Origin of the sequence: Rhodobacter capsulatus, from assembly GCF_052363185.1 — a bacterium.
Lineage (GTDB): Bacteria > Pseudomonadota > Alphaproteobacteria > Rhodobacterales > Rhodobacteraceae > Rhodobacter > Rhodobacter capsulatus_E.
Genome location: NZ_CP198955.1, coordinates 2806851 through 2831786, shown reverse-complemented (window position 1 = coordinate 2831786; position 24936 = coordinate 2806851). Strand labels below are relative to the sequence as shown.

The following is a 24936-nucleotide window of genomic DNA, read 5'->3' as shown; positions in this document are numbered from 1 at the left end:
TTAGCCTTTCACCGCTGCCACGATCTTCTTCGCGCCGTCGGCCAGATCATCCGCGGCAATCACATTCAGCCCCGACTTGGCGATGATGTCCTTGCCAAGTTCGACGTTCGTGCCCTCAAGGCGCACCACCAGCGGCACTTTCAGGCCGACTTCCTTCACCGCCGCCAGCACGCCTTCCGCGATGATGTCGCAGCGCATGATGCCGCCGAAGATGTTGACCAGAATGCCCTTCACCTTCGGGTCCGAGGTGATGATCTTGAAGGCCTCGGTCACTTTTTCCTTGCTGGCGCCGCCGCCGACATCGAGGAAGTTCGCCGGTTCGGCGCCGTAAAGCTTGATGATGTCCATCGTGGCCATCGCCAGACCCGCGCCGTTCACCATGCAGCCGATCTCGCCATCAAGCGCGATGTAGTTCAGATCGAACCGCGAGGCTTCCAGTTCCTTCGGGTCCTCCTCGGTCACGTCGCGCAGGTCCATCACCTCGGGCTGGCGATAGAGCGCGTTGTTGTCAAAGCCGAGTTTCGCGTCCAGCACCTTCAGGTTGCCGTCGGTCATCACCACAAGCGGGTTGATCTCCAGCATCTCCATGTCGCGCTCGCGGAAGGCGCGGTAGAGGTTCTTGATCAGCGCCACGCATTGCTTGATCTGCACCCCTTCCAGACCCAGCGCAAAGGCGATGCGGCGGCCGTGGAAATCGCTCAGCCCGGTGGCCGGATCGACCGAGAAGGACAGGATCTTTTCCGGCGTATGGGCGGCCACTTCCTCGATGTCCATCCCGCCCTCGGTCGAGCAGACAAAGGAAATGCGCGAGGTCTTGCGGTCGATCAGCAGCGCCAGATAGAGCTCGCGCGCGATGTCCGAGCCTTCTTCGATATAGACGCGGTTCACCTGCTTGCCGGCCGGGCCGGTCTGATGGGTGACAAGGGTGCGCCCCAGCATCTTGCGCGCCTCGGTCTCGGCCTCGGCCACCGAGCGCGCCAGCCGCACGCCGCCCTTTTCGCCCGCTTCGGCTTCCTTGAAATGGCCCTTGCCGCGGCCCCCGGCGTGGATCTGCGCCTTGACCACCCAAAGCGGGCCGTCCAGCTCGCCCGCTGCCGATTTCGCCTCGTCCGCCTTGAGCACGACGCGACCGTTCGAGACCGGGCAGCCGTAGCTCTTGAGCAACTGCTTGGCCTGGTATTCGTGGATATTCATGGCATTGATCCCATGCTGATGTGTTTGGGGTGGTTTGGCATATTCCGCCCCGGCCACAAACCCAAAACTGCGGAAATCGCGGGCCCCGGCGCAGAAAAATCAGCTTTGTGATCACGGCCCGCAAATGTGTGATCATAAATTGCCGCAAAGCAGCGAACTTGATTGCGATAACGGAATCGGCTTTGCTTTGCGCAAGGAAATTTCAAATCAGGGGATGGCATGGCAAGCTGGGGCGTGGTGGCGATGGTGGACGAGCCTGCCCCTCTGGTCGCGGCCTTTGTCGGTCATCATCTGGGGCTGGGGGCGGCCGAGGTGCATGTCTGTCTGGACCGCCCCAACCCCGCGGCGCAGGATCTTCTGGCGGGGGTGCCCGGCGCGGTGCTGCATGCGGCTGGCGCGGACGGCTGGCGCTATCGCGATTTCGGCCGCCGCCCCGAGAACATGAATGCGCGGCAGAAATATCATGCCAGCCGGATTCTGGCCGAGACCCGGCTGGACTGGATCTTGCATTGCGATTGCGACGAATATCTGCAGCCCTCGGGCGATGCGATTGGCGATCTGCTCGACCGGGTGCCGCAAAAGGCCGCCTGGGTGCAGGTGCCGGTGGCCGAGCGGGTGGAGATCCGCGGCCATCCGCTGGCCGATATTTTCGGCGGCGCCTTCCGTCTGCCCTGGGAGGGGTTCGAGACCGAGGGCGGGCAGGTCTATGATGCGCTGACCCGGCAGCTGCTGCAGGGCGGGGTTTGCGGCCACACCATGGGCAAGGCTTTCGTGCGCGCGGGGCGGGGGCTTTTCATCGGCGTGCATCACGGGCTGACGCATTATCCCGCGGCGCGGCGCAGCCCGGACATGGTCAAGGGCGGCGGGATGCGGCTTTTGCATTTCGACGGGCTGACGCGGCTGCAATTCGCGCTGAAGATGCTGCGCTATGGTCTGGCGGACCGGCCCGACAATCCGACCGCCCACAGTGCCGCGCGCTGGACGCAGATCCGCGCCATTGCCGAGGATGCGGCGGCCGAGGAACGGCTGCGCGCGCTGTACCGGGCGGCGAAGACGATTTCGGCAAAGCAGGCCGAGGCCCTGACCGCCCGCAAGCTCCTGCGCGGCTGGGCGCCGGGGATCGCGAAACGCGCCGCCGGGGTGCTGCCGCACCCCCCCGATCTGACCGCCGCCACCTTCGACCGGGCGCTGATCGCGCATGAGGCGGCGCTGTTCGATCTGATCCGGGCGCGCACGGGCTTTGACCCGGAAACCCTGGCCGCAAATTGAAAAGGGCGGGGAAATCCCCGCCCTTTCAAAACCTTGTCCGTGGCTCAGGCGAGCGAGGGATCAATCGCCTTGCAGGCCGCGACCAGACCTTTGACCGCGTCGACCGACTTGTCGAACATCGCCTGTTCGGCGTCGTTCAGCTTGATGTCGATGACTTTCTCGATGCCACCGGCGCCGATGATCGTCGGCACGCCGACATACATGCCATCCAGGCCAAAGGCGCCATCGACCCAGGCCGCGCAGGGCAGCAGGCGTTTCTGGTCGTTGAGGTAGGCTTCCGCCATCTCGATCGCCGAAGTGGCGGGCGCATAGAAGGCCGAGCCGGTTTTCAGCAGGCCGACGATCTCGGCGCCGCCATCGCGGGTGCGCTGGATGATCGCGTCGAGTTTTTCCTGCGTGGTCCAGCCCATTTGCACCAGATCCGGCAGCGGGATGCCCGCGACGGTCGAATAGCGCGCCAGCGGCACCATCGTGTCGCCATGGCCGCCCAGCACGAAGGCGGTGACATCCTTCATCGAGACGCCGAATTCGACCGAGAGGAAGTGACGGAAGCGCGCGGAATCGAGCACGCCGGCCATGCCGACGACTTTTTCGGCCGGCAGGCCCGAGAATTGCTGCAGCGCCCAGACCATCGCATCAAGCGGGTTGGTGATGCAGATCACGAACGCATTCGGCGCGTATTTGGCGATGCCTTCGCCGACCGATTTCATCACCTTGAGGTTGATGCCCAGAAGGTCGTCGCGCGACATCCCCGGCTTGCGCGGCACACCGGCGGTGACGATGCAGACATCGGCGCCCGCGATGTCTTCATAGGTGTTGGTGCCCTTGAAGCAGCCGTCGAAGCCCTCGGAGGGGCCGGATTCGGCGATGTCGAGCGCCTTGCCCTGCGGCGTGCCCTCGGCGATGTCGAAGAGGACGACGTCCCCCAGTTCTTTGATCGCGGCGAGGTGGGCAAGCGTGCCACCGATCTGACCGGCGCCGATAAGGGCGATCTTGGGTCGGGCCATGGGTTCCTCCAGAGGTCGGGGATGTTGTATTGGACGGCGAAGGACTAGCGTCTAACCCCCCGGCTGGCAAGGGTGCTGCGGGGCAGCAAGGCCGGTTCCGCGGTGGTGTATGCGATTGCATACTGCGACCTGCCCGCTGTTTGCGCTAAACATTTCCTTGCGGGGCGGCGGCGGATCGGAGACAGCCGGGGCCGCGCAAAGGTGATTCTCGGGGGCAGCATGGATCTGGACGCATTCGGCTGGGCAATGGCGGTGCTGGCGGCGGTCAGCGTCGGGCTGGCCAAGGGCGGGCTGCCGATGATCTCCTCGCTCTCGGTGCCGCTTCTGGCGGGGGTGATGAACCCGGTGGCGGCGGCGGGGCTGTTGCTGCCGGTCTATATCGTCTCCGACCTGTTCGGGCTGATTGCCTACAGGCGCGATTTCGACGCGCGGGTGCTGAAGATCCTGGTCCCGGCGACGGCTGTGGGGGTGGGGCTGGGATGGGCCACCGCCTCGGTCGTGCCCGAGGTGGCGGTGACGGCGCTCGTCGGTCTGATCGGGGTGGTCTTTGCGCTGAATGCGCTTGTCCGCCCGCGCCTTGGCACCGCGCGCACGGCGCGGGTCGCGCCCGGCCTCTTCTGGGGCACGATCACCGGCTTCACCAGTTTCGTCAGCCATTCCGGCGGCCCGCCCTATCAGGCCTACACGATCCCGCTGAACCTGCCGCGCACGGTCTTTGCGGGCACCTCGACGATCCTCTTCGCCTGGGTGAATGCGATCAAGCTGATCCCCTATGCGGCCTTGGGGCAACTGAATTTAACCAGCCTCGGCACGGCGCTGAAACTGGCCCCGGTCGCGGCCGTCTCGGTCTTTCTGGGCGTCCGGCTGGTGCGGTTTCTGCCGCATGAGCTTTTTTACCGGCTCGTCACCTGGGCGCTGTTGCTGATCTCGCTCAAGCTGCTTTGGGACGTGCTTGGCTGAGACGCAGGAGCGGGGCTCTGCCCCGCACCCCGGGATATTTGATCCAAGGTGAAAGGGCGGTGTTTCACCTTGGTCCAAATATCCCGGGGGGAGTCCCGCAGGGACGGGGGGCAGCGCCCCCCTTGCGCCGGGGCGGCCTGCCGCGCCGGATCGAATTGGTTCTGCGCTGCGGCAAATCTGGGCTTGCTGAATCTGTCCGCGCCGTGCTTCATCGCGCAAGATTGTTGCGAGGAGAGAATCATGACCGCTGCCCGCCCCACCCGTTCGGTGCTTTATATCCCCGGCTCCAAGGAACGGGCGCTGGAAAAGGCGACGGGGCTTGCCTGTGACGCGATCATCTTCGACCTTGAGGACGCGGTGGCGGTCGAGGAAAAGGTCAATGCCCGTGCCATCCTGATCAAGGCGCTGCGCGAGGCCGATTTCGGCGCGCGGATGCGGATCGTGCGGATCAACGGGCTCGACAGCGACTGGGGCCGCGAAGATGCGCTGGCCATGGCCGCGGCGCTGAAGGACGGCGTGAAGATCGACGCCGTGCTGATCCCCAAGGTCAGCACGAAATCCGATCTGGATGCGGTGGCGAACCTGATCCCGACCGTGCCGCTTTGGGCGATGATGGAAACCGCGCTGGGCATGTTGAACGCCGCCGATATCGCGGCGCATCCGCGGCTTGAGGGCATGGTGATGGGCACCAACGATCTGGCCAAGGAGCTGCAATGCCGCTTCCGCGCCGACCGTCTGCCGCTGCAGACGGGGCTCGGCCTGTGCCTGCTGGCCGCGAAAGCCTTTGGCAAGATCATCGTCGATGGCGTCTACAATGCTTTCAAGGATGACGAAGGCCTGCGTGCCGAATGCGATCAGGGCCGCGACATGGGCTTTGACGGCAAGACGCTGATCCACCCGGCGCAGCTGGAGATTGCCAACGCCGCCTTTGCCCCCAGTGAAGCCGAGATCGACCTGGCCCGGCGCCAGATCGCCGCCTTTGACGCCGCGCAGGCCGCGGGGCAGGGGGTTGCGGTTGTGGATGGAAAGATCGTCGAAAACCTGCATATCGTGACGGCGCGGCAGGTTCTTGCGAAAGCGGAGGCGATTGCCGCACTCGCAAGTTGAGAGGCAAGCCATGTCCCTGATGATCCTTGGCATCCTGCTTTGGGTGCTGCCCCATTCCTTCAAGCGCCTGGCGCCGCATCGGCATCTTATGCTGATGCCGCAGATCAAGGCGATCGACGCGGCGCTGATCCTGACCGGCACCGCGCTGATGGTGATCGGTTACCGCTCGGTCGAGGTCACGCCCGACGACAACCTTTACACGCCCCTGCCGGGCATGGGGCATCTGAACAACCTGCTGATGCTGTTTGCCATCTATCTGTTCGGCGTTGGCGGGTCGCGCTCGATCCTGATCGACAAGATGCGCCATCCGATGCTGACCGGCATGCTTCTGTGGGCGGTCTCGCATCTGCTGGTGAATGGCGATTATGTCTCGGTGATCCTGTTCGGGTCGCTTGGCCTTTGGGCCGTGGCCGAAATGGTGATGATCAACCGCGCGGGCCCATGGAAGAAGCCGAAACCCGGCTCGCTGATGGGCGATCTGAAGAACCTGATCGGCACGCTGGCGATCTATGGCCTGATCGTCTGGCTGCACGGGATGATCCTGGGCCACAGCCTGTTTCTGGGGACCTATCCATGAAGCTCTACCGGCTTTTGACCGAGGATGACACCTCGGCCTTCTGTCACAAGGTGTCGATGGCGCTGGCCAAGGGTTGGGAGCTGCACGGCAGCCCCGCCTATGGCTTCGATGCGGCGCGGGGCGTGATGCGCTGCGCGCAGGCGGTGGTGAAGGACGTGCCGGGTGACTATCACCCCGATCTGAAACTGGGAGAGCAGTAAGATGGCGACGAAGACGAATCCGGGCCGTTTCTTCGAGGATTACGCGGTGGGGCAGGTGATCGCCCATGCCGTGCCCCGCACCGTGGCCGAGGGGGAACGCGCGCTCTATCACGCGCTTTATCCGGCCCGGCATGCGCTTTATTCCAGCGACGACTTTGCCGGCAATTGCGGGCTGGATGGCTCGCCGCTCGATGACCTGATCGCCTTCCACACCGTCTTCGGCAAGACCGTTCCCGATGTCTCGCTGAATGCCGTGGCGAACCTTGGCTATGCCGAGGGGCGCTGGCTGCTGCCGGTCTATCCGGGGGATACGTTGCGCGCGGTCTCGGAAGTGATCGGGCTCAAGGAAAACTCGAACGGTACGTCGGGCAACGTTTATGTCCGCACGCAAGGCGTCAACCAGAACGACGAGGTCGTGCTGGAATATGTCCGCTGGGTGATGGTGCGCAAACGCGACGCCGCAAGCCCCGCGCCTGCGCCGGTGCTGCCCGAGTTGCGCAAGGTCGTGCCCGCCGAGGATCTGGTGATCCCCGAGGGGCTGACCTTTGAGGATTACGATTTCACCCTTGCGGGCGAGCCGCATCGGCTTTCGGACTATGAGATCGGCGAAAAGATCGACCATGTGGACGGCGTGACGATCGAAGAGGCCGAGCACATGCTGGCCACGCGCCTTTGGCAGAACACCGCCAAGGTGCATTTCGACGCCACCTTCCGCGCGGATGGCAAGCGGCTGATCTATGGCGGCCATGTCATTTCGATGGCCCGGGCTTTGTCGTTCAACGGGCTGGCGAATGCGCAGATGATCGTGGCGCTGAATGGCGGCGCCCATGCCAACCCCTGCTTTGCGGGCGATACCGTCAAGGCTTGGTCCGAGGTTCTGGACAAGGCCGAGACCGAGGCCCCGGGCGTCGGCGCGATCCGGCTGCGGCTGGTGGCGGTCAAGCAGGGGGCGGCGCCCTTTGCGCTGAAGGGCGAAGATGGGAAATACCTGCCCGAGGTGCTTCTGGATCTCGATTACTGGGCACTGATGCCTGTGTGATCGCAAATCCGCCGCCGCGGCGGCTGAGTCGGACAAAAGGGGCGGAAACCGGGGCGCGGTTTCCGCCCCTTTCGTTTGCGCTGCCATGCACGGGGCTCGCGGCCGCTTTGCCCGTGGGGAAAAGCGGCATTTGAATGTTACCGGCCGACATCGGCCGGTTGTTCGCTTTTGTGATCACAAAGCGGAATTTCGTGCATTTTTTTGCAACTGCGCCGGGGAAATTTGATCTGGGTGCGTGACTTGGCCGCCGTGAGCGCCTATTCAGGTCTCACAATTCCGGCCAACCCGTCTGCCTCCATTCCCTGGCCCGCGCAGACGGCCCAGCGAGTGAGGGACCCCAAATGGCTGAACCGAAACGGGTCGAGCGACCCCTTTCCCCCTTCATGATCGGCCCGTATTACCGTCCGCAGATGACGTCGATGAGCTCGATCCTGACCCGGATCACCGGCAACGCGCTGATTGCGGGCTTCCTGCTTGGCGCTTGGTGGCTGATCGCCGCCGTCTCCAGCCCCGGCTATTTCGGTGTCGTGAACTGGATCGTCACCTCGTGGCTGGGCTGGCTGATCTTCGCGGGCATGGCCTGGGCGATGTGGTATCACTACCTGACCGGGCTGCGGCATCTGCTTTGGGACACCGGCAAGGGGCTTGATGTCGAAACCGCCGAGAAACTCGGCTGGGGGGCGGTCATCGGCTCGGTCGTGCTGACGCTGCTGACGCTCATCATTCTGGCGATTTTCTGAGGAGGCAACCATGCGCTATCTGACCGATCGCAAACGCGCCGTCGGCAAGGGGGCCTCGGGGTCCGGAACCGAGCATTTCTGGTGGATGACGATGTCCTCGGTGGCGCTGGCCTTTCTGGTGCCCGCCTTCATCTTCGTCTTCGGCTCCGCCATCGGCGGCACGCAGGAAGAAGTCATCGCGCATTTCTCGCGGCCCTTCCCGGCGATCCTGACCGCGCTGGTCACCATCGTCGGCATGCGCCATTTCGCCAAGGGCGCGCAGGTGATGCTGGAAGACTACACCCAGGGCAGCCTGCGCAAGGGGCTGGTGATCTTCGTCTATTCGCTGTCGTGGCTGATCTCGGCGATCGTGCTTTACGCGCTGGCGAAGATGACTTTCCTGACCGCCGCCGCGCAACAGATCACGAACTGACAGGGGCAACCGGACAATGGCTTCCTATACTTACGAAACCCACAACTATGACGTGGTGGTGGTCGGTGCCGGTGGCGCGGGCCTGCGGGCAACGCTGGGCATGGCCGAACAGGGGCTGCGCACCGCCTGCGTGACCAAGGTCTTCCCGACCCGCTCGCATACGGTTGCGGCGCAGGGCGGCATTGCGGCCTCGCTTGGCAACATGGGCCCGGACAGCTGGCAATGGCACATGTTCGACACCGTCAAGGGCTCGGACTGGCTGGGCGATACCGATGCGATGGAATATCTGGCGCGTTCGGCGCCTGCGGCGGTCTATGAGCTGGAACATTACGGCGTGCCGTTTTCGCGCACCGAGGCGGGCAAGATCTATCAGCGCCCCTTCGGCGGTCACACCACCGAATTCGGCGACGGCCCGCCGGTGCAACGCACATGCGCCGCGGCCGACCGCACCGGCCACGCTATCCTGCACACGCTTTACGGGCAAAGCCTGAAGAACAACGCGGAATTCTTCATCGAATATTTCGCGCTCGATCTGATCATGTCGGACGATGGAGTCTGCCAAGGCGTCGTGTGCTGGAAGCTGGATGACGGCACCTTCCACGTCTTCAACGCGAAGATGACCGTTCTGGCGACGGGCGGTTACGGCCGCGCCTATTTCTCGGCCACCTCGGCCCATACCTGCACCGGCGACGGCGGCGGGATGGTGGCGCGGGCGGGTCTGGCGCTGCAGGACATGGAATTCGTGCAGTTCCACCCGACCGGCATCTATGGCTCGGGCTGCCTGATCACCGAGGGCGCGCGCGGCGAGGGCGGGTATCTGACCAACAGCCAGGGCGAGCGCTTCATGGAACGCTATGCGCCGCATTACAAGGATCTGGCGCCGCGGGACTATGTTTCGCGCTGCATGACGCTCGAAATCCGCGAAGGCCGCGGCGTGGGCGAGCATAAAGACCACATTCACCTGAACCTGTCGCACCTGCCGAAAGAAGCCTTGGCCGAACGTCTGCCGGGCATCTCGGAATCGGCGAAGATCTTCGCCGGCGTTGATGTCACCAAGGAGCCGATCCCGGTTCTGCCCACCGTTCACTACAACATGGGCGGCATTCCCACGAACTACTGGGGCGAGGCGCTGAACCCGACCGCCGACAATCCGAACGCGGTGGTTCCGGGCCTTATGGCCGTGGGCGAGGCCGGTTGCGCCTCTGTGCACGGGGCGAACCGCCTTGGCTCGAACTCGCTCATTGACCTTGTCGTCTTCGGCCGGGCCGCGGCGATCCGGGCGGGCGAGATCGTCGATCCGAAGGCGCGTCCGGCGGCCTATAACCAGGCGTCCGTGGACAAGTGCTTTGCCCGTTTCGACGGGCTGCGCCATGCCAAGGGCGGCATCCCCACCGCCGATCTGCGGCTGGAAATGCAGCGCACGATGCAGGCCGATGCGGCGGTCTTCCGCACCGACAAGACTTTGGCCGAGGGTAAGGCGAAAATGACCGAGATCGCGGCCAAGGTCGCCGATCTGAAGGTCACCGACCGCTCGCTGATCTGGAACAGCGACCTGATGGAAACGCTGGAACTGACCAACCTGATGCCGAACGCTTTGGCCACCATCGTCGGCGCCGAAGCCCGCAAGGAAAGCCGGGGCGCCCATGCCTCGGAAGACCATGCGACGCGCGACGACGCGAACTGGCGCAAGCACTCGATCATGCGGGTCGCGGACAACAAGGTTGACCTGACCTATCGCCCGGTGATCACCGAACCGCTGACCACCGAGGCGGAAGGCGGCATCAGCCTGGCGAAGATCGCGCCGAAAGCGCGGACCTTCTGAGATGGCGCGGGTCTGGGCATATGGGATCGCGGCGGCGGGGCTTGTCCTTGCCGGTTGCGGCCCCATGGCCCTGCCCGAGGCCGAGAGGCTTTGCGCCGAAACCGTCGCGCCGAAAGCGCCCGTCTCGGGCGAAGGCAAGATGGGCGTGACCTCGGGCGGCAACTTCCGCTCCGGCCTCGAGGTGACCTTCAATTTCGGCACCGGCGGGGGCGATCCCGGCGTTGCTTATGAAAACTGCGTCCGCGCGCGGGCGGGGCAGGGGCCAAGCCGCCCCTATTATGTCGTGGCAGGGGGGCGCTGAGATGGAGCTGTTCTGCTTCAGCGATGTCCCCGTGATGCCGGTCACCCGGATCCGCGACCATATCCCGCTTGGCGGTCCGGTCTGGCCCGAGTTCGAGCGTCAGACCGCCGCGCGGTTTTGCCATTCCGGCCGCCCGGTCGATACCGCGCCGCCCCTGCGCAAACCGGTGCGCAACTTTCACCGCCCGGCGCTTTGGGGCGGCTATCTCAGCCATGAATTCGGCCATCTGGTGGCCGAACACATCACCCGGCTTCTGCCCGCCGTCAGCCAGCGCGCCGAGGATGTGGTGCTCTTCACCCTGCCCACCGGCACCGCGCCCGAGGCGCTGGCGCCCTGGGTGCATCAGGTGTTCGACTGGCTGACGATGCCGCCGCGTCGCGCCCGTTTCGTCACCGAACCGAGCCTTGCGCCCGAATTGCGCGTCTGCGCCCAGGGCGAGATGCTGGGCGGTGTCGCCCCCGATCCGGCCTATCTTGACCTGCTCGACACTTTGCCCGCCCGCCATGGGCTCGACCTGCAGCCGCGCCTGCCGCTGATCTATGTCAGCCGCGCCGGTCTGGTGGCGACGGGCCGCGGCGGCCATCTGGGCGAGGGCTATCTGGCCGGTCTTCTGGCCGAACTGGGCGTGACCGTGATCGACCCCGGAACCCTGCCGATCCGCGCGCAGATGCAGGCCTATGCCCAGGCCGAGGTTCTGGTCTTTGCCGAGGGTTCGGCGCTGCATGGCCGCCAGCTGCTGGGCCGTCTGGATCAGGACATTCACATCCTGCGCCGCCGCACCGGGCTTGATATTTGCAAGGCGGTGCTGACGCCGCGCTGCCGGGCGCTGCGCTATCACGATGTCGTCGCGGCGCATCTGACCGTTTCGGGTACCTTCAAGGGCCCCGAACACCGGACCCCGCGCGAATTTCGCCATCTTTACGCGACCTTCTACGACCTGCCCGGGCTTTTTGCCGCCTTTGCCGATCTGGGCGTGCCGCTTGCCCGGCACTGGAACCACGACGCCTGGCGCGCGGCCGTGCTGGACGATGCCCTGCGCTGGCTTTTGGCCCAGGCCGCCCCGGTCACCCAGGCGCTGCCCAATCTCATCCGCCTCATCGAGCAGATTTCGACCCCCGATGAGCTTCTCGACTTGGCCGAGCCGCCCCCGGCCCGGTCCGCTTCGCACTGAAAGGACGCCCAATGGTTCAGTTCACGCTTCCGAAAAACTCCAAGATCCGCGTCGGCAAGACCTGGCCGCGGCCCGAGGGCGCCAAGAACACGCGCAAGTTCAAGATCTACCGCTGGGACCCGGACACCGGGGAGAATCCCCGGGTGGACACCTATTTCCTCGACATGGACCGCTGCGGGCCGATGGTTCTTGATGCGCTTTTGAAGATCAAGAACGAGATCGACCCGACGCTGACCTTCCGCCGCTCCTGCCGCGAGGGGATCTGCGGGTCCTGCGCGATGAACATCGACGGCATCAACACGCTGGCCTGCATCTACGGGCTGGACGAGATCAAGGGCGATGTCCGCATCTATCCGTTGCCGCATATGCCGGTGGTCAAGGATCTGGTGCCCGACCTGACGCATTTCTACGCGCAGCACGCCTCGATCATGCCGTTCCTGCAAACGACGACGAACAAGCCCGAAAAAGAATGGCTGCAGTCGATCGAGGATCGCAAGAAACTGGACGGGCTTTATGAATGCGTGATGTGCGCCTCCTGCTCGACCTCCTGCCCGAGCTATTGGTGGAACTCGGACCGCTACCTTGGCCCGGCGGCGCTGCTGCATGCCTATCGCTGGATCATCGACAGCCGCGACGAGGCCACGGCCGAGCGTCTGGATGCGCTGGAAGACCCGTTCAAGCTTTACCGCTGCCACACGATCATGAACTGTGCCAAGACCTGCCCGAAGGGGCTGAACCCGGCCAAGGCGATCGCCGAGATCAAGCGGCTGATGGTCAGCCGGCACGTCTGATCCGGCTTTGCTTCGACACCAGGCCCCGGCAGTGCCGGGGCCTTTTTGCTGCGTTGCAGAAATTGCATATCGCAGTTGCAGCATTTGTGCTGTCGGCGGTGGCGGGCATGGGATAGATTGTCGCAGGGGAGACCACGCACCCACAGGAGCAAGCCATGTCGAAGATCGTCACCTTCCGGAAGAAATCCGAGCAGGAAAAAGCCGCAGAAGCGCTGAGGATTCTGACCGAGGCTTACGCCTATTACACCCCCGCCCGCGGCAAGGCGGATCTGGTCGAGGAAACCGAGCTCGAGCAGATGTTCGAATATTACGCGGCCTGAGCCGGATCTGTCGCGAAAGCGCCCCTGCCCGTCGGCGGGGGCTTTTCTTTTGGGGCAAAGCCGGGCGAGACTGGGGCAAAGGAGACCGCGCCCCGTGAAACCGATCCATCCCGAGCACAAAGCCCCCGCCGATGCTGCCGCCCGCCGCGCGATCAAGCCGGTGATCTGCTATCCGGTCGAAACCCTGCCGCGCCCCGATCTGGCCGCGCTGCGCCGCGCCCGCGTGCACTGGGACAAGATCAACGAGGTGATCGTCCCCGCGCGCGAGGCGCGGTTCTTCGAGGTTCCCGCGGGCTGTTTCTTCCGCATCGTCTCGCTCGAGGGCCCTCAGGTCGGCGATCTGAACCTCTGGTCGCTGCAGGATCTGAACGAGCGCTTCTATTCCGGCAAGACCCGCGCGCTGCATGGCACGCATCTGTCGACCGGCGATCAGCTCTGGTCCTCGATCCCTTACTTGCGGCCGATGGCGACAATCACCGATGACACGCTGGACTGGTATGGCATCGACGAACACGGCGGCTCAGTGCATGACGTGATCGGCACCCGCTGCGACCCCTATACGCATCATCTGCTCTCGGGGGGCGAGCATTACCACCACTGCTGCCATTCGAACCTGACCCGCGCCCTGGCCGAGGAAACCGGGCTGATGAAACATGCCTGCGAATTCCATGTCCATGACGTGCTCAATGTCTTCATGTGCACGGGCTTCACCCGCGACACCGGCCAGTATTTCATGAAAGCCTCGCCGGTGCGGCCGGGCGATTATCTGGAATTCTTCGCCGAGATCGACCTCGGCGGTGCGCTCTCGGCCTGTCCGGGCGGGGATTGCTCGTCCGAACATTCCTCGGATGCCGCGGCCTGTTACCCGCTGAAGGTCGAGATCTATCTGCCGCATGACACGCCCGAGGGCTGGGTCTCGCCCGCGCAGAATGGCTACGACCGGACCCACGGCTGCGATCTGGACTGAGCCGGGCAGGGGGGGGCGCTGCCCCCCTCTTGCCTTCGGCAATTCACCCCCCGGGATATTTGGACCAAGGTGAAAGGCAAAGCCGGATCTGCTTTCACCTTGGTGCAAATATCCCGGGGGGAGTCCCGAAGGGACGGGGGGCAGCGCCCCCCCTTACTCCGCTTGCGGTCCCTGCAATTCGGTTTCCAGAAAGCGTTCGAACGCATCCAGATCGAGCGGCTCGAAGGCGCCGAAACTCTGGATCCAGACGATCGCCCCCTCCATCGCCGCGGGTTCGAGCTTGCACCATTTCACCCGGCCGCGCTTTTCCTGGCTGATCAGCCCGGCCTCGGCGAGGATCGCCAGATGTTTCGAAATCGCCGCAAGCGACATCTGGAATGGCGCGGCAACATCGGTCACCGCCATGTCGTCTTCGAGCAGCATGGTCAGGATCGCCCGCCGCGTCGGGTCGGCAAGCGCGGCAAAGATCGCATCAAGACGGGCGGCGGCGGAAAGGTCCATGCGCCACCTTTGCGCATGCTGCGGCAAAACGTCAACCGATCGGTTGAATATGACTTTGGCCCCGAGCCTGCGAAAACCCCCCGCGCCGCCCGCGGCTGATTGCGCAAACGAACTTAAAAACAAGGACTTGCGCGCGCGAAAAGACTCTGTCAACGGCGTTGACTCATCGGGCCTGCGCCGTTACACACGGCCTCAACCTGCGGGGGGCATCCATGTCGGAGGAAGTTTCGGAAGAACCCGATCCCGAGCGTCTGGCGGCGCTTGAGAAACGGCTTTCGCAGCTCAAGAAGACAGAGGAAGCGCCCAAGCGCGCAGCGGATGGCGAATTTCGCATGGCCGACATGGCCTGGCGGATGGTCATCGAACTGGTTTCGGGGCTGGGGATCGGCTTCGGCATCGGATACGGGCTGGATGCCGTTTTCGGCACGCAACCCTTCCTGATGCTGATCTTCGTCTTCCTCGGTCTTGCGGCGGGGGTGAAGGTGATGCTTCGCTCGGCCGCGGACTTGACAAAGGCACAGGCAGCTGCGGCCGCAGCTGGCAAAGAGGGGAAATAGTCGTGGCAGAAGAAGCTGGCACCGGCCTTGTGTTCCACCCGATGGAACCGTTCAAGATTCACTCGATGTTCGACGGCGAGCCGATCCGCTGGTTCGAGTTCTTCGTGCCGACGAACGCGACCCTGTGGATGGCGATCGGCGTCGTGATGATCGCGCTGCTGATGGTCGTGGGCACGCTGCGCCGCGCCCTCGTGCCGGGCCGCATCCAGTCGATTGCCGAGCTGGCCTATGGCTTCGTGCACAAGATGGTCGAGGATGTCGCGGGCAAGGACGGGCTGGTCTACTTCCCCTACATCTTCACGATGTTCCTGTTCATCCTGTTCTCGAACTTCCTTGGCCTGATCCCGATGGCCTTCACCCCCACCTCGCATATCGCGGTGACCGGCGTGATGGCGATGGGCGTGTTCGTCGGTGTCACGGCGCTGGGCTTCATGAAGCACGGCAGCCACTTCCTGAACCTGTTCTGGGTTTCGGCCGCGCCGCTGCCGCTGCGCCCGATCCTGGCCGTGATCGAGGTGATCTCCTACTTCGTGCGTCCGGTCAGCCATTCCATCCGACTTGCGGGCAACATGATGGCCGGTCACGCCGTGATCGAGGTCTTCGCCGCCTTCGCGCCGGTGATCCTGATCTCCTTCGTCGGTGTGGTGGTGACGCCGCTTGCCGTGCTGGCGATCGTCGGGATGTATGCGCTCGAAATCCTCGTGGCCTTCGTGCAGGCCTATGTCTTCACCATCCTGACCTGCGTCTATCTGAAAGACGCGCTGCATCCGGGCCACTGACGGCCCGGACCCGCAGCCCGGGTCGATCTGACAACCTCAATTCAGCCAATTCCAACCTCAAGGAGTGTCCATCATGGAAGGCGATATCGTTCAAATGGGTGCCTACATCGGTGCTGGTCTTGCGTGCACCGGCATGGGCGGCGCCGCCGTCGGTGTGGGCCACGTCGTCGGCAACTTCATCTCGGGCGCGCTGCGCAACCCGTCGGCGGCCGCTTCGCAAACCGCCACCATGTTCATCGGTATCGCGTTCGCCGAAGCGCTGGGGATCTTCTCGTTCCTCGTCGCGCTTCTGCTGATGTTCGCCGTCTGATCCCTGCTGACCAACCTTGCGGTCGGGTGGGTGTTCGCACCCACCCGGTAACTGAAGGGTCCAGGGGGACGACATGGCAAACGAAACACACGCGGTCGAGGCCGCTGCTGCTGTCGCCGGACACGCTGCCGAGGCTGCGGAAAAGGGCGGGATGCCGCAGCTCGACTTCTCGACCTTCCCGAACCAGATCTTCTGGCTGCTGTTGGCTCTGGGCGCCATCTACTGGCTGCTCAAGAACATCGCCATTCCGCGCATCGCGGGGATTCTGGCCGATCGTGCGGGCACCATCACCGGTGATCTCGAGGCGGCGGAACAGTACAAGCTGAAGGCCAAGGACGCGGAAGCGGCCTATGCCAAGGCGCTGACCGATGCCCGGGCGCAGGCGCAAAAGATCATCGCCGAAGCCCGTGCGGTGATCCAGAAGGACCTCGATGCCGCCACGGCGAAAGCCGATGCGGATATTGCGGCCCGCGTCGCGCAATCCGAGGTGAAGATCGCCGAGATCCGCGCCGGGGCGCTGGAGGCGGTGCAGATCGTCGCCACCGACACGGCCACGGCCATCGTCACGGCGCTGGGCGGCAAAGCCGACATGGGCGCGCTGAATGCGGCCGTGGGTCAGCGGGTGAAAGGGTAAGGCGATGAAGAAACTGACGTTCCTGCTGGTTGCTCTGGCGGCGAACCCGGCCTTCGCGTCCGAAGGCCCGTTCGTCTCGCTGCGCAACGCGCATTTCGTGATCCTCGTCGCCTTCCTCATCTTCATCGGCGTGCTGATCAAGTTCAAGGTTCCCTCGATGTTGCTGGGCATGCTCGACAAGCGTGCCGAGGGCATCAAGGCGGATCTGGAAGAGGCACGGGCGCTGCGCGACGAAGCGCAGAAGATCCTGGCGAGCTACGAGCGCAAATCGCGCGACGTGCAGGCCCAGGCCGACGAGATCGTGGCGGCGGCCAAGCGCGATGCGCAGGTTGCGGCGAACCAGGCCAAGGCCGATCTTCAGGACGCCATCGCGCGCCGCCTGAAGGGGGCCGAAGACCGGATCGCCTCGGCGGAAGCCGCTGCTCTGAAGGACGTGAAGGACCAGGCCGTTCAGGTGGCGGTTGCCGCAGCGGCCGAGGTTCTGGCGAACCAGATGTCGGCTTCCGAGAAATCGGGCATGATCGACGCCGCCATCGCGGAAGTCGAAACCCGGCTGAACTGAGCCGCGCCACCGCAAAGACAGAAAACCCGGCTTCGGCCGGGTTTTTTCATGTCTTGGCGAGGGCAGGGCGGGGCGGAACGCAAAACGCGCGCCCGGGGGCGCGCGTTCGGAAAGCTGTGCCGCGGGCTCAGACGGCGCGGATCGCGGTCACGTTCGATTTCGGCTCGCCCGCATTGGCGTCGATGAAGTTCAGCACCAGCGGCCGGATGTTGTTGCGCCAGGACGAGCCCGCAAAGATGCCGTAATGGCCCGCGCCCGGTTCCAGATGCTGCGCCTTCTTCTCCTCGGGCAGGCCGGTGCACAGCCGCAGCGCCGCCACGCATTGCCCCGGCGCCGAGATGTCGTCATTCGCGCCTTCGACCGTCTTCACCGCGACGCGGGTGATCTTGCCGATATCGACCCGCTTGCCTTCCACCTCGAAGCGGTTCTGGGCGATTTCAAGCCCCTTGAAGATCCGCTCCACCGTGGAGAGGTAGAATTCCGCGGTCATGTCCATCACCGCCAGATATTCATCGTAGAAGATGTTGTGGTGGTCGTGCTCCGAGCCTTCGCCCTTCGCCTCCATCACGATCTTGTCGGAAAAGGCCTTGGTGTGCTTGTCCATGTTCATCGAGATGAACGAGGCCAGCTGCATCAGCCCCGGATAGACCAGCCGCCCGGCGCCCTTGTATTTGAAGCCGACGCGCTGGATCACCATGTGCTCCAGCTGGCCCATGGTGACGCGGCGGCCGAAATCGGTCACCTCGGTCGCGGCGGCATCGGGGTCGATCGGTCCGCCGATCAGCGTCAGCGTGCGCGGCTGTGCCTCGGGTTCTTCCTCGGCCAGATAGGCGGTGGCGGCCAGCGTCAGCGGCGCGGGCTGACAGACCGCGATCACGTTGATGTCGGGGCCAAGCGCGCGCATGAAATCGACGAGGTAAAGCGTGTAATCCTCGATGTCGAACTTGCCCGCACTGACCGGAATGTCACGCGCATTGTGCCAATCCGTCACGTAAACATCGGCATCGGGCAGGAGACTGGCGACGGTGGAGCGCAGAAGCGTCGCGTAATGGCCCGACATCGGCGCAACCAGAAGGATGCGTCGCGGCATCGGCGCCCGGCCCTGCACCTTGAAGTGGATGAGCGCGCCGAAGGGCTTGTCGATCAGCGTCTCGATCTCGATCAGGTGGTCCTTGCCATCGGCGGCGGGGATCGAGCGGATGCCCCAGTCGGGCTTGATCACCATGCGCGCGAAGCTGCGCTCGGTCACCCGGCCCCAGGCCGACATCAGCTTGAACATCGGATGGGGCGTCAGGCCCCAGACCGGATAGGAGGCCATGGCGCGGGCCGAGGCCCCCATCCATTCGTTGGTGTTCCTGATGGTTTCCATCAGGTCATAATTCATCATGCCCTTCATCGGCACTCCCCAAGAAACCGCACAATCGTCGCTTGTCCCTGTCCAAGCGGACGTTATGTTTCATGATCAAGGATAGGGAGGAAATTTCGTTATGACAACGCCTGAAAAGGTCGAATCTGCTGCAACGCAGCAAATGCGGGACAATCTGGCGCGAATTGAGACACTCACACAACGCATGGTCGAGGCTTTCGCGCAAAAACGGGCGCCCAATCCGGCTTTGGAGGGGCCGGGGCTCGATCTTTATGTCTCGTCCTCGTCGGCGCTGCTTCGGGAGATGGCAGCGAATCCGGCGAAGATCTTCGAGGCGCAGGTGAGCTATTGGGCACAGGCGATGACGCATTACATCGACGCCACCCATGCTTTCGCGCAGGGCACCTACAAGCCGCCCGCCGATCCGGGGCCGAAAGACCGCCGTTTTTCCAATCCGCTCTGGGACACGCATCCCTATTTCAACTTCATCAAGCAGCAATATCTGATCGCCTCGAGTTCGATCGAGGAGGCGCTGTCGAAGATCGAGGGGCTCGATCCTGTCGACCGCAAGCGGCTTGACATGTTTTCGAAGCAGATCATCGACATGATGGCGCCGACGAATTTTCTGGCGACGAACCCGGATGCGCTGGAAAAGGCCGTCGCGACCGAGGGCGAAAGCCTGGTGCGGGGGCTGGAAAACCTTGTGCGCGACATCGAGGCGAACCGCGGCGATCTGGTGGTGACGCTGTCGGACAAGAACGCCTTCAGCGTCGGGCACAACATCGGCACCGCGAAAGGGCAGGTGGTCTGGCGCAACCGGCTGATGGAGATCATTCAATACGAGCCCACCACCCCCGAGGTGCACAAGACCCCGCTGATCATCTTTCCGCCCTGGATCAACAAGTTCTACATCCTGGATCTGAAACCGCAAAACAGCCTGATCCGCTGGATCGTCGATCAGGGCTTCACGCTGTTCGTGGTCAGCTGGAAGAACCCGGACCGATCCTATGCCGATGTGGGGATGGAGGATTACATCCGCGACGGCTATCTGGCCGCGATCGAACAGGCGAAGGCGATCACCGGCGAGAAACAGGTGAATGCGGTCGGCTATTGCATCGCGGGCACGACGCTCAGCCTTGTCCTGTCGCTCCTTGATCAGCGCAAGGACCGCTCAATCAAATCGGCGACCTTCTTCACCACGCTGACCGACTTTTCCGATCAGGGCGAATTCACCCCCTTCCTGCAGGATGATTTCGTCGACGGGATCGAGCGGCAGGTGCGGATGGATGGCGTGCTGTCGAGCTATTACATGACGCGGACCTTTTCCTATCTGCGGGCGAATGACCTGATCTATCAGCCGGCGATCCGCAGCTACATGCTGGGGGAATCGCCGCCCGCCTTCGATCTGCTCTATTGGAACGGCGACAGCACCAACCTGCCGGGGAAGATGGCGGTCGAATATCTGCGCGGGCTCTGTCAGGCCGATGCCTTCACCCGGGACGGGTTCGAGCTGATGGGCGAACGGCTGCATGTCTCGGGGGTCAAGGTGCCGCTGTGCGCCATCGCCTGCGAGACCGATCACATCGCGCCCTGGATCGCCAGTTTCAACGGCGTGGCGCAGATGGGGTCCAGCGACAAGACCTTCATCCTGTCGGAATCGGGCCATATCGCCGGGATCGTGAACCCGCCGACGAAGGACAAATACGGCCATTACACCTCGGAGGCGCCGATCGCGGACCCGCAGGCCTGGAAGGCCGCCGCGACCTATACCAAGGGCAGCTGGTGGCCGCGCTGGGGGGCGTGGCTCGCGGCGCAGTCCGGCAAGAGGGTGGCGGCGCGTCCGCCGGGCAGCGCCAGCCATCCGCCGCTGGCCCCCGCGCCCGGGACCTATGTCGCCGAGGTGGTGACGCTCTGACGGGGATCGAAGGGGGCGGCAGCCCCCTTCTTCCGGCGCCATTCCATGATGCAGATCAACCTAGGCGCGAAGAAACACGCTGCGACGCAGAAATTTCACTTGCAATGCTGCAGTGCAGCATTTATATCTGAGTCAAGCGAACGGGCCCCGCCGCGTCCCAAGGGCCCCTCTGACCGGAGCGACAGAAATGGCCAAGACCCAGGATTTCACCAAGATGATGCAGGACATGATGGCCTCGATGCCGATGGACATGTCGAAGATGCAGGATGCCTTCAAGGCGCAGACCGTGCTGACCGAAAAGATGGCCAAGGTCGCGCTGGATGCGGCGGAAAAATCGACCGACATTTCGGCGAAATGGGCCAAGGACTCGCTGGCGAAGGTTGGCGCGCTGACCGCCTCGAAAGCCGAACCGGCCGATTACGCCAAGGTCATGAGCGATTTCGCCTCGGCCTCGGTCGAGATGGCCACCGAAAACCTGGCCGCCTTTGCCGAAGTGGCGAAGAAGGTGCAGATGGACACGGTTGAGCTGATGCTGGCCGCGGGCAAGGAAATGACCGAGGAAACCACCGCCGCCGTCAAGAAGGCGACCGAGGAAGTGACCGCCGCCGCGAAAAAGACCGTCGCCGCGAAGTGATCGGGATCGGCCCGGTTCTCTCCTCCCTGCCGGGTTGACCATGGGCGCACTTCGGTGCGCCCTTTTCCTTTGTTGCTTTTGCCGCGATGCGGCCTAAACATTGCTGCAGCGCCAATAAAAACCACGGGGAGGAGAGACCATGGCCGAAGAGGCGAAACCCTTGCTGATCAAGCGCTATGCGAGCCGGCGGCTCTACAATACCGAGACGAGCGATTATGTCACGCTCGAGGATATCGCATCCTTCATCCGGCAGGGGCGCGAGGTGCAGATCGTCGATCTGAAATCGGGCGACGACCTGACGCGGCAATATCTGCTGCAGATCATCGCCGAACATGAAAGCCGCGGCGAGAATGTGCTGCCGGTCGATGTGCTGACCGATCTGGTGCGCAGCTACACGACGCAGGCGCAATCGGTGGTGCCGCAGTTTCTGGCGGCCAGTTTCGAGATGCTGCGCCAGGGGCAGTCGAAAATGCTGGAGACCTTCCCCGCTTTCCCGCCCGTGCCGGGCTTTGAGGCGCTGCAGCGCCAGCAGGAAGCGTTCCTGAAGACGATGATGGCGGGCTGGGGCGCCGCTGTCGGCACGGGCGCCGAGGCCGAGGGCGGCGAAGGCGCGGGCGGCCGCGAGGAGCTCGACGCGATCAAGAAGCAACTGGCCGAGTTGCAGTCGAAGCTGGCGAAGCTTTGAGCAGGCCGGGGGGCGCCGCCCCCCGGACCCCCCGCTCGGGGGCGCGCCCCCGAGACCCCCGAGCCCACCGCGGCCTTGCGGGCGGGATGACGGCGGAAGGTCGGAGATGACGGGCAAGACGAAAGCGCGTGGCGACAAGATCAGCCTTGCCGCGGTCGAGATGCTGGTGGCGACGGCCGAGGAAGGCGCGATCACCGCGGCGGCGCGGCGGCTTGGGGTGTCCGCCTCGGCGGTCAGCCAGCAGATCGTGGCGCTGGAAACCGCGCTCGGGGCGGAGCTGGTCGATCGCACGGCGCGGCCCTTTGGCCTGACGGCGGCGGGGCGGGCCTTTCTGCCCCATGCCGAGGCGATGCTCGATGAATTGGCCCGCGGTCGCGCCGGGGTCGGGCTGGCCGATCCGGCCGGGCTGCGCAGCTTTCGTCTGGGCATGATCGAGGATTTCGAGGCCGAGGTGACGCCGCTTTTGCTGGCGGGCATGGGGGCGGAGCTGACCGCCTGCCGCTTTCTGCTGGAAACCGGGCCAAGCCATCGCCTTGCGGCGCAGCTGGAGGCGCGGGCGCTTGACATGGTTGTGGCGGCCGAGATCGAGGGGGCGCAGGAGGGGCTCGAGCTGCATCCGCTCCTGTGCGAGCCTTTCGTGGCGGTTTGGCCCGAGGGGCAGCTGGGGGCCGACCTGCCGCTGTTGCATTACTCGCGCCGCACGCTGATGGGGCAGCAGATCGCGGCCTATCTGGGGCGGATCGGCGAAAGTCCGGGGCATCGGTTTGAAATCGACAGCACCCCGGCCATTCTGGCGATGGTCGCGGCGGGGCAGGGCTGGTCGATCCTGACGCCCTCTGGCGTTTTGCATGGCAAGCGGTCGGGGGTGGCGCTGGCGCCGCTAACGGGGCCGGGGTTGCGCCGCCGCATCGTGCTGAGCGCGCGGGCGGGCACGATGGGCGATCTGCCCGGGGCGGTGGCGACGCGGCTGCGCGCTCTTCTGGCCGAGCGGATCGTGGCGCCTGCCCTGGTCGAGGCGCCCTGGCTGGCGGCCTTGCTGCATGTTGAATGATTGCGCCCGCTCTCGCGGACGCCCCGGAAGGGGGGCTTTCCGCCCCCCTCTGCTCCTGCGGAGCATTCACCCCCCGAGGATATTTGAACCAAGGTGAAAGGGAAGGGGGGGCCTGGCGCCGTTTCGCAGAGGAAAACGCCCGGCTCGGGCCTCGTGTCCGAGGGGGAACCGGGCGTTTCACCTTGGACGGTCATCGGCGTCCCCGCCTGTACCGTGCTCCCATCCTTCGCCAATCTGGTTAAGGAAAGGTTTCGTCTTTCACCTTGGTGCAAATATCCCGGGGGGTGAGCGGCGCAGCCGCGAGGGGGGCTGCGCCCCCCTTTGGGGGCGCCCGCCTTCGCGGGCGCAACGGTGTCAGACCAGACGGCTTTGCGCCAGCGCGGCCTTGACGAAACCGGCAAAGAGCGGATGCGGCGCGAAGGGTTTCGACTTCAATTCCGGGTGGAACTGCACACCGATGAACCAGGGATGGTCCTTGTGCTCGACGATCTCGGGCAGACGGCCGTCCGGGCTCATCCCCGAGAACACCAGACCGCAGTTTTCCAGCGCTTCGCGATAGGTGATGTCGACCTCGTAGCGGTGGCGGTGGCGTTCCTCGATCTCGGTCTTGCCGTAAACCTCGGCCACTTTCGAGCCCGCCGTCAGTTGCGCCGAATAGGCGCCCAGCCGCATCGTGCCGCCCTTGTCATCGGTCACTTTCCGCTCCACCCGGTGGTTGCCCTGCACCCATTCCTTGAGGTGATACACCACCGGCGTGAACCGCTTTTCGCCCGCCTCATGGTCGAATTCCTCCGACCCCGCATTGGCCAGACCGGCCATGTTGCGCGCGGCTTCGATCACCGCCATCTGCATGCCAAGGCAGATCCCCAGATAGGGCACCTTCTTTTCGCGGGCGAATTGCGCCGCGCGGATCTTGCCCTCGGTGCCGCGCTCGCCAAAGCCGCCGGGCACCAGAATGGCGTGGAAAGGCTCCAGATGCGGCGCCGGGTCTTCGCGTTCGAAGATCTCGGCGTCGATCCATTCCGCCTTCACCCGCACCCGGTTCGCCATGCCGCCATGGGTCAGCGCCTCGGCGATCGACTTGTAGGCGTCCTCGAGCTGCACATATTTGCCGACGATCGCCACGCGGACCTCGCCCTCGGCATGGGTCAGCCGGTCCATCACATCTTCCCAGCGGCTCATGTCCGGCCGCGGCGCGGGCGAGATGCCGAAGGCGTTCAAGACCGCCTGATCCAGCCCGGCGCGGTGATAGGCCAAGGGCGCCTCGTAGATCGAGCGCAGGTCATAGGCCGGGATCACGCTGTCGGGCCGCACGTTGCAGAAAAGCGCGATCTTCGCGCGTTCCTTGTCCGGGATCGGATGTTCCGAGCGGCAGACCAGCACATCGGGCTGCAGCCCGATCGAGCGCAGTTCCTTGACCGAATGCTGGGTGGGCTTGGTCTTCAATTCGCCGGAGGCCGCCAGATAGGGCAGCAGCGTCAGGTGCATGAAGATGCACTGCCCGCGGGGGCGTTCCTGCGCGAATTGGCGGATCGCTTCGAAGAAGGGCAGGCCCTCGATATCGCCGACGGTGCCGCCGATCTCGCAGAGCATGAAATCGACCTCGTCATCGCCGACGGCAATGAAGTCCTTGATTTCATTGGTGACGTGGGGGATCACCTGGATCGTCTTGCCGAGGTAAGCGCCGCGGCGCTCTTTCTCCAGCACGTTCGAATAGATCCGCCCCGAGGAGACCGAATCCGTCTTGCGGGCGCTGACGCCGGTGAAGCGTTCGTAGTGGCCAAGATCGAGGTCGGTCTCGGCGCCGTCATCGGTGACGAAGACCTCGCCATGCTCGAAGGGGCTCATCGTGCCCGGATCGACGTTCAGGTAAGGGTCGAGCTTGCGCAGTCGCACCGAAAAGCCGCGGGCCTGCAGAAGGGCACCCAGAGCGGCCGAAGCCAAGCCCTTGCCCAGCGAGGAAACCACGCCCCCGGTGATGAAGACATAACGCGCCATGAGACCCCCGTGACAAGCAAAAGAAAGGCTTGTTCCGGTCGGGATCGACCGGAACCACGGGATTTGA

28 protein-coding genes are annotated in these 24936 nt (G+C 64.4%); 23 read left to right on the top strand and 5 right to left on the bottom strand.

The window, feature by feature from the left end; translation table 11 throughout:
- Nucleotides 1–1194, bottom strand: a complete 1194-nt coding sequence (sucC, locus tag ACTTAG_RS13930) for an ADP-forming succinate--CoA ligase subunit beta (protein WP_444462831.1) — start codon at nucleotides 1192–1194, stop codon at nucleotides 1–3.
- 219 nt (nucleotides 1195–1413) lie between these two features.
- Between sucC and ACTTAG_RS13925 the strand changes: the two genes are divergently transcribed.
- On the top strand, nucleotides 1414–2463 hold the full coding sequence (locus ACTTAG_RS13925; protein ID WP_444462830.1) for a glycosyltransferase family 2 protein: 1050 nt from the start codon (nucleotides 1414–1416) through the stop codon (nucleotides 2461–2463).
- Nucleotides 2464–2507: 44 nt separating this feature from the next.
- Here ACTTAG_RS13925 and mdh read toward each other — a convergent pair whose 3' ends face one another.
- Nucleotides 2508–3470 (bottom strand): malate dehydrogenase, encoded by a 963-nt coding sequence (gene mdh, locus ACTTAG_RS13920; RefSeq protein WP_444462829.1) that lies wholly within the window; start codon nucleotides 3468–3470, stop codon nucleotides 2508–2510.
- 225 nt (nucleotides 3471–3695) lie between these two features.
- Between mdh and ACTTAG_RS13915 the strand changes: the two genes are divergently transcribed.
- The 13 genes from ACTTAG_RS13915 to ACTTAG_RS13855 all read left to right on the top strand — a co-directional run bounded on the left by ACTTAG_RS13915 (nucleotide 3696) and on the right by ACTTAG_RS13855 (nucleotide 13877).
- Nucleotides 3696–4430, top strand: coding sequence for a sulfite exporter TauE/SafE family protein (locus ACTTAG_RS13915; RefSeq protein WP_444465255.1), 735 nt, complete (start codon nucleotides 3696–3698; stop codon nucleotides 4428–4430).
- 240 nt (nucleotides 4431–4670) lie between these two features.
- Complete coding sequence (locus tag ACTTAG_RS13910) at nucleotides 4671–5537, top strand: HpcH/HpaI aldolase/citrate lyase family protein (protein ID WP_444462828.1); 867 nt, start codon at nucleotides 4671–4673, stop codon at nucleotides 5535–5537.
- A gap of 10 nt (nucleotides 5538–5547) precedes the next feature.
- Nucleotides 5548–6114 (top strand): NnrU family protein, encoded by a 567-nt coding sequence (locus tag ACTTAG_RS13905; protein WP_444462827.1) that lies wholly within the window; start codon nucleotides 5548–5550, stop codon nucleotides 6112–6114.
- Complete coding sequence (locus tag ACTTAG_RS13900; protein ID WP_055210790.1) at nucleotides 6111–6314, top strand: DUF1737 domain-containing protein; 204 nt, start codon at nucleotides 6111–6113, stop codon at nucleotides 6312–6314. The genes ACTTAG_RS13905 and ACTTAG_RS13900 overlap by 4 nt, the downstream gene beginning before the upstream one ends.
- 1 nt (nucleotide 6315) lies before the next feature.
- Nucleotides 6316–7353: a MaoC family dehydratase gene (locus ACTTAG_RS13895; RefSeq protein WP_444462826.1), complete on the top strand. Its 1038-nt coding sequence runs from the start codon at nucleotides 6316–6318 to the stop codon at nucleotides 7351–7353.
- 341 nt (nucleotides 7354–7694) lie between these two features.
- Nucleotides 7695–8093, top strand: a complete 399-nt coding sequence (gene sdhC, locus ACTTAG_RS13890; RefSeq protein WP_444462825.1) for a succinate dehydrogenase, cytochrome b556 subunit — start codon at nucleotides 7695–7697, stop codon at nucleotides 8091–8093.
- Nucleotides 8094–8103: 10 nt separating this feature from the next.
- Entirely contained in the window at nucleotides 8104–8505 is a 402-nt protein-coding gene (gene sdhD, locus ACTTAG_RS13885) for a succinate dehydrogenase, hydrophobic membrane anchor protein (RefSeq protein ID WP_444462824.1), read from the top strand.
- Between the two features lie 16 nt (nucleotides 8506–8521).
- Nucleotides 8522–10327, top strand: a complete 1806-nt coding sequence (sdhA, locus tag ACTTAG_RS13880) for a succinate dehydrogenase flavoprotein subunit (RefSeq protein ID WP_444462823.1) — start codon at nucleotides 8522–8524, stop codon at nucleotides 10325–10327.
- A gap of 1 nt (nucleotide 10328) precedes the next feature.
- Nucleotides 10329–10628, top strand: a complete 300-nt coding sequence (locus ACTTAG_RS13875; protein ID WP_444462822.1) for a hypothetical protein — start codon at nucleotides 10329–10331, stop codon at nucleotides 10626–10628.
- 1 nt (nucleotide 10629) lies between these two features.
- Nucleotides 10630–11799: a glycosyltransferase 61 family protein gene (locus ACTTAG_RS13870; RefSeq protein WP_444462821.1), complete on the top strand. Its 1170-nt coding sequence runs from the start codon at nucleotides 10630–10632 to the stop codon at nucleotides 11797–11799.
- An 11-nt stretch (nucleotides 11800–11810) separates the two neighbouring features.
- Nucleotides 11811–12590 (top strand): succinate dehydrogenase iron-sulfur subunit, encoded by a 780-nt coding sequence (locus ACTTAG_RS13865; protein WP_074553234.1) that lies wholly within the window; start codon nucleotides 11811–11813, stop codon nucleotides 12588–12590.
- Nucleotides 12591–12745: 155 nt separating this feature from the next.
- On the top strand, nucleotides 12746–12910 hold the full coding sequence (locus tag ACTTAG_RS13860) for a hypothetical protein (RefSeq protein ID WP_444462820.1): 165 nt from the start codon (nucleotides 12746–12748) through the stop codon (nucleotides 12908–12910).
- A 94-nt stretch (nucleotides 12911–13004) separates the two neighbouring features.
- Nucleotides 13005–13877 (top strand): urea carboxylase-associated family protein, encoded by an 873-nt coding sequence (locus tag ACTTAG_RS13855; RefSeq protein ID WP_444462819.1) that lies wholly within the window; start codon nucleotides 13005–13007, stop codon nucleotides 13875–13877.
- Between the two features lie 153 nt (nucleotides 13878–14030).
- On the opposite strand, the gene ACTTAG_RS13850 is transcribed toward ACTTAG_RS13855, so the two are convergent.
- Nucleotides 14031–14378 carry an ArsR/SmtB family transcription factor gene (locus ACTTAG_RS13850; RefSeq protein ID WP_444462818.1) on the bottom strand — a complete coding sequence of 116 codons (348 nt, stop codon included), beginning with the start codon at nucleotides 14376–14378 and terminating at the stop codon, nucleotides 14031–14033.
- A gap of 212 nt (nucleotides 14379–14590) precedes the next feature.
- Between ACTTAG_RS13850 and ACTTAG_RS13845 the strand changes: the two genes are divergently transcribed.
- The 5 genes from ACTTAG_RS13845 to ACTTAG_RS13825 all read left to right on the top strand — a co-directional run bounded on the left by ACTTAG_RS13845 (nucleotide 14591) and on the right by ACTTAG_RS13825 (nucleotide 17220).
- Nucleotides 14591–14935, top strand: a complete 345-nt coding sequence (locus ACTTAG_RS13845; protein WP_444462817.1) for an AtpZ/AtpI family protein — start codon at nucleotides 14591–14593, stop codon at nucleotides 14933–14935.
- A 2-nt stretch (nucleotides 14936–14937) separates the two neighbouring features.
- Nucleotides 14938–15714, top strand: coding sequence for a F0F1 ATP synthase subunit A (locus ACTTAG_RS13840; RefSeq protein ID WP_444462816.1), 777 nt, complete (start codon nucleotides 14938–14940; stop codon nucleotides 15712–15714).
- A 73-nt stretch (nucleotides 15715–15787) separates the two neighbouring features.
- Entirely contained in the window at nucleotides 15788–16024 is a 237-nt protein-coding gene (locus tag ACTTAG_RS13835) for a F0F1 ATP synthase subunit C (protein WP_013066486.1), read from the top strand.
- A gap of 73 nt (nucleotides 16025–16097) precedes the next feature.
- Nucleotides 16098–16658 carry a F0F1 ATP synthase subunit B' gene (locus tag ACTTAG_RS13830; protein ID WP_444462815.1) on the top strand — a complete coding sequence of 187 codons (561 nt, stop codon included), beginning with the start codon at nucleotides 16098–16100 and terminating at the stop codon, nucleotides 16656–16658.
- Nucleotides 16659–16662: 4 nt separating this feature from the next.
- Nucleotides 16663–17220: a F0F1 ATP synthase subunit B gene (locus ACTTAG_RS13825; protein WP_444462814.1), complete on the top strand. Its 558-nt coding sequence runs from the start codon at nucleotides 16663–16665 to the stop codon at nucleotides 17218–17220.
- A gap of 127 nt (nucleotides 17221–17347) precedes the next feature.
- On the opposite strand, the gene phaZ is transcribed toward ACTTAG_RS13825, so the two are convergent.
- Nucleotides 17348–18616: a polyhydroxyalkanoate depolymerase gene (phaZ, locus tag ACTTAG_RS13820; RefSeq protein WP_444462813.1), complete on the bottom strand. Its 1269-nt coding sequence runs from the start codon at nucleotides 18614–18616 to the stop codon at nucleotides 17348–17350.
- 91 nt (nucleotides 18617–18707) lie between these two features.
- Between phaZ and phaC the strand changes: the two genes are divergently transcribed.
- From phaC to ACTTAG_RS13800, 4 genes are all read left to right on the top strand, one after another.
- Nucleotides 18708–20501: a class I poly(R)-hydroxyalkanoic acid synthase gene (phaC, locus tag ACTTAG_RS13815; RefSeq protein WP_444462812.1), complete on the top strand. Its 1794-nt coding sequence runs from the start codon at nucleotides 18708–18710 to the stop codon at nucleotides 20499–20501.
- Between the two features lie 187 nt (nucleotides 20502–20688).
- A complete protein-coding gene (locus tag ACTTAG_RS13810; protein ID WP_444462811.1) occupies nucleotides 20689–21135 on the top strand; it encodes a Phasin in 447 nt (148 codons plus the stop codon).
- 139 nt (nucleotides 21136–21274) lie between these two features.
- A complete protein-coding gene (phaR, locus tag ACTTAG_RS13805) occupies nucleotides 21275–21820 on the top strand; it encodes a polyhydroxyalkanoate synthesis repressor PhaR (protein ID WP_444462810.1) in 546 nt (181 codons plus the stop codon).
- Between the two features lie 106 nt (nucleotides 21821–21926).
- Nucleotides 21927–22871, top strand: coding sequence for a LysR family transcriptional regulator (locus ACTTAG_RS13800; RefSeq protein WP_444462809.1), 945 nt, complete (start codon nucleotides 21927–21929; stop codon nucleotides 22869–22871).
- Nucleotides 22872–23225: 354 nt separating this feature from the next.
- On the opposite strand, the gene ACTTAG_RS13795 is transcribed toward ACTTAG_RS13800, so the two are convergent.
- A complete protein-coding gene (locus ACTTAG_RS13795; RefSeq protein WP_444462808.1) occupies nucleotides 23226–24869 on the bottom strand; it encodes a CTP synthase in 1644 nt (547 codons plus the stop codon).
- Nucleotides 24870–24936: the final 67 nt, after the last annotated feature.

Bases quoted from the DNA above. Each gene is read 5' to 3' on its own strand.
- ACTTAG_RS13900 (WP_055210790.1), top strand. From the start codon at position 6,111: ATGAAGCTCTACCGGCTTTTGACCGAGGATGACACCTCGGCCTTCTGT.
- ACTTAG_RS13865 (WP_074553234.1), top strand. From the start codon at position 11,811: ATGGTTCAGTTCACGCTTCCGAAAAACTCCAAGATCCGCGTCGGCAAG.
- ACTTAG_RS13835 (WP_013066486.1), top strand. From the start codon at position 15,788: ATGGAAGGCGATATCGTTCAAATGGGTGCCTACATCGGTGCTGGTCTT.
- ACTTAG_RS13795 (WP_444462808.1), bottom strand. From the start codon at position 24,869: ATGGCGCGTTATGTCTTCATCACCGGGGGCGTGGTTTCCTCGCTGGGC.
- ACTTAG_RS13850 (WP_444462818.1), bottom strand. From the start codon at position 14,378: ATGGACCTTTCCGCCGCCGCCCGTCTTGATGCGATCTTTGCCGCGCTT.
- sdhD (WP_444462824.1), top strand. From the start codon at position 8,104: ATGCGCTATCTGACCGATCGCAAACGCGCCGTCGGCAAGGGGGCCTCG.
- ACTTAG_RS13875 (WP_444462822.1), top strand. From the start codon at position 10,329: ATGGCGCGGGTCTGGGCATATGGGATCGCGGCGGCGGGGCTTGTCCTT.
- ACTTAG_RS13825 (WP_444462814.1), top strand. From the start codon at position 16,663: ATGAAGAAACTGACGTTCCTGCTGGTTGCTCTGGCGGCGAACCCGGCC.
- sdhC (WP_444462825.1), top strand. From the start codon at position 7,695: ATGGCTGAACCGAAACGGGTCGAGCGACCCCTTTCCCCCTTCATGATC.
- ACTTAG_RS13870 (WP_444462821.1), top strand. From the start codon at position 10,630: ATGGAGCTGTTCTGCTTCAGCGATGTCCCCGTGATGCCGGTCACCCGG.
- ACTTAG_RS13810 (WP_444462811.1), top strand. From the start codon at position 20,689: ATGGCCAAGACCCAGGATTTCACCAAGATGATGCAGGACATGATGGCC.
- sucC (WP_444462831.1), bottom strand. From the start codon at position 1,194: ATGAATATCCACGAATACCAGGCCAAGCAGTTGCTCAAGAGCTACGGC.
- ACTTAG_RS13830 (WP_444462815.1), top strand. From the start codon at position 16,098: ATGGCAAACGAAACACACGCGGTCGAGGCCGCTGCTGCTGTCGCCGGA.
- phaZ (WP_444462813.1), bottom strand. From the start codon at position 18,616: ATGAAGGGCATGATGAATTATGACCTGATGGAAACCATCAGGAACACC.
- mdh (WP_444462829.1), bottom strand. From the start codon at position 3,470: ATGGCCCGACCCAAGATCGCCCTTATCGGCGCCGGTCAGATCGGTGGC.
- ACTTAG_RS13925 (WP_444462830.1), top strand. From the start codon at position 1,414: ATGGCAAGCTGGGGCGTGGTGGCGATGGTGGACGAGCCTGCCCCTCTG.
- phaR (WP_444462810.1), top strand. From the start codon at position 21,275: ATGGCCGAAGAGGCGAAACCCTTGCTGATCAAGCGCTATGCGAGCCGG.
- ACTTAG_RS13845 (WP_444462817.1), top strand. From the start codon at position 14,591: ATGTCGGAGGAAGTTTCGGAAGAACCCGATCCCGAGCGTCTGGCGGCG.
- ACTTAG_RS13905 (WP_444462827.1), top strand. From the start codon at position 5,548: ATGTCCCTGATGATCCTTGGCATCCTGCTTTGGGTGCTGCCCCATTCC.
- ACTTAG_RS13800 (WP_444462809.1), top strand. From the start codon at position 21,927: ATGACGGGCAAGACGAAAGCGCGTGGCGACAAGATCAGCCTTGCCGCG.
- ACTTAG_RS13860 (WP_444462820.1), top strand. From the start codon at position 12,746: ATGTCGAAGATCGTCACCTTCCGGAAGAAATCCGAGCAGGAAAAAGCC.
- sdhA (WP_444462823.1), top strand. From the start codon at position 8,522: ATGGCTTCCTATACTTACGAAACCCACAACTATGACGTGGTGGTGGTC.
- ACTTAG_RS13910 (WP_444462828.1), top strand. From the start codon at position 4,671: ATGACCGCTGCCCGCCCCACCCGTTCGGTGCTTTATATCCCCGGCTCC.
- phaC (WP_444462812.1), top strand. From the start codon at position 18,708: ATGACAACGCCTGAAAAGGTCGAATCTGCTGCAACGCAGCAAATGCGG.
- ACTTAG_RS13895 (WP_444462826.1), top strand. From the start codon at position 6,316: ATGGCGACGAAGACGAATCCGGGCCGTTTCTTCGAGGATTACGCGGTG.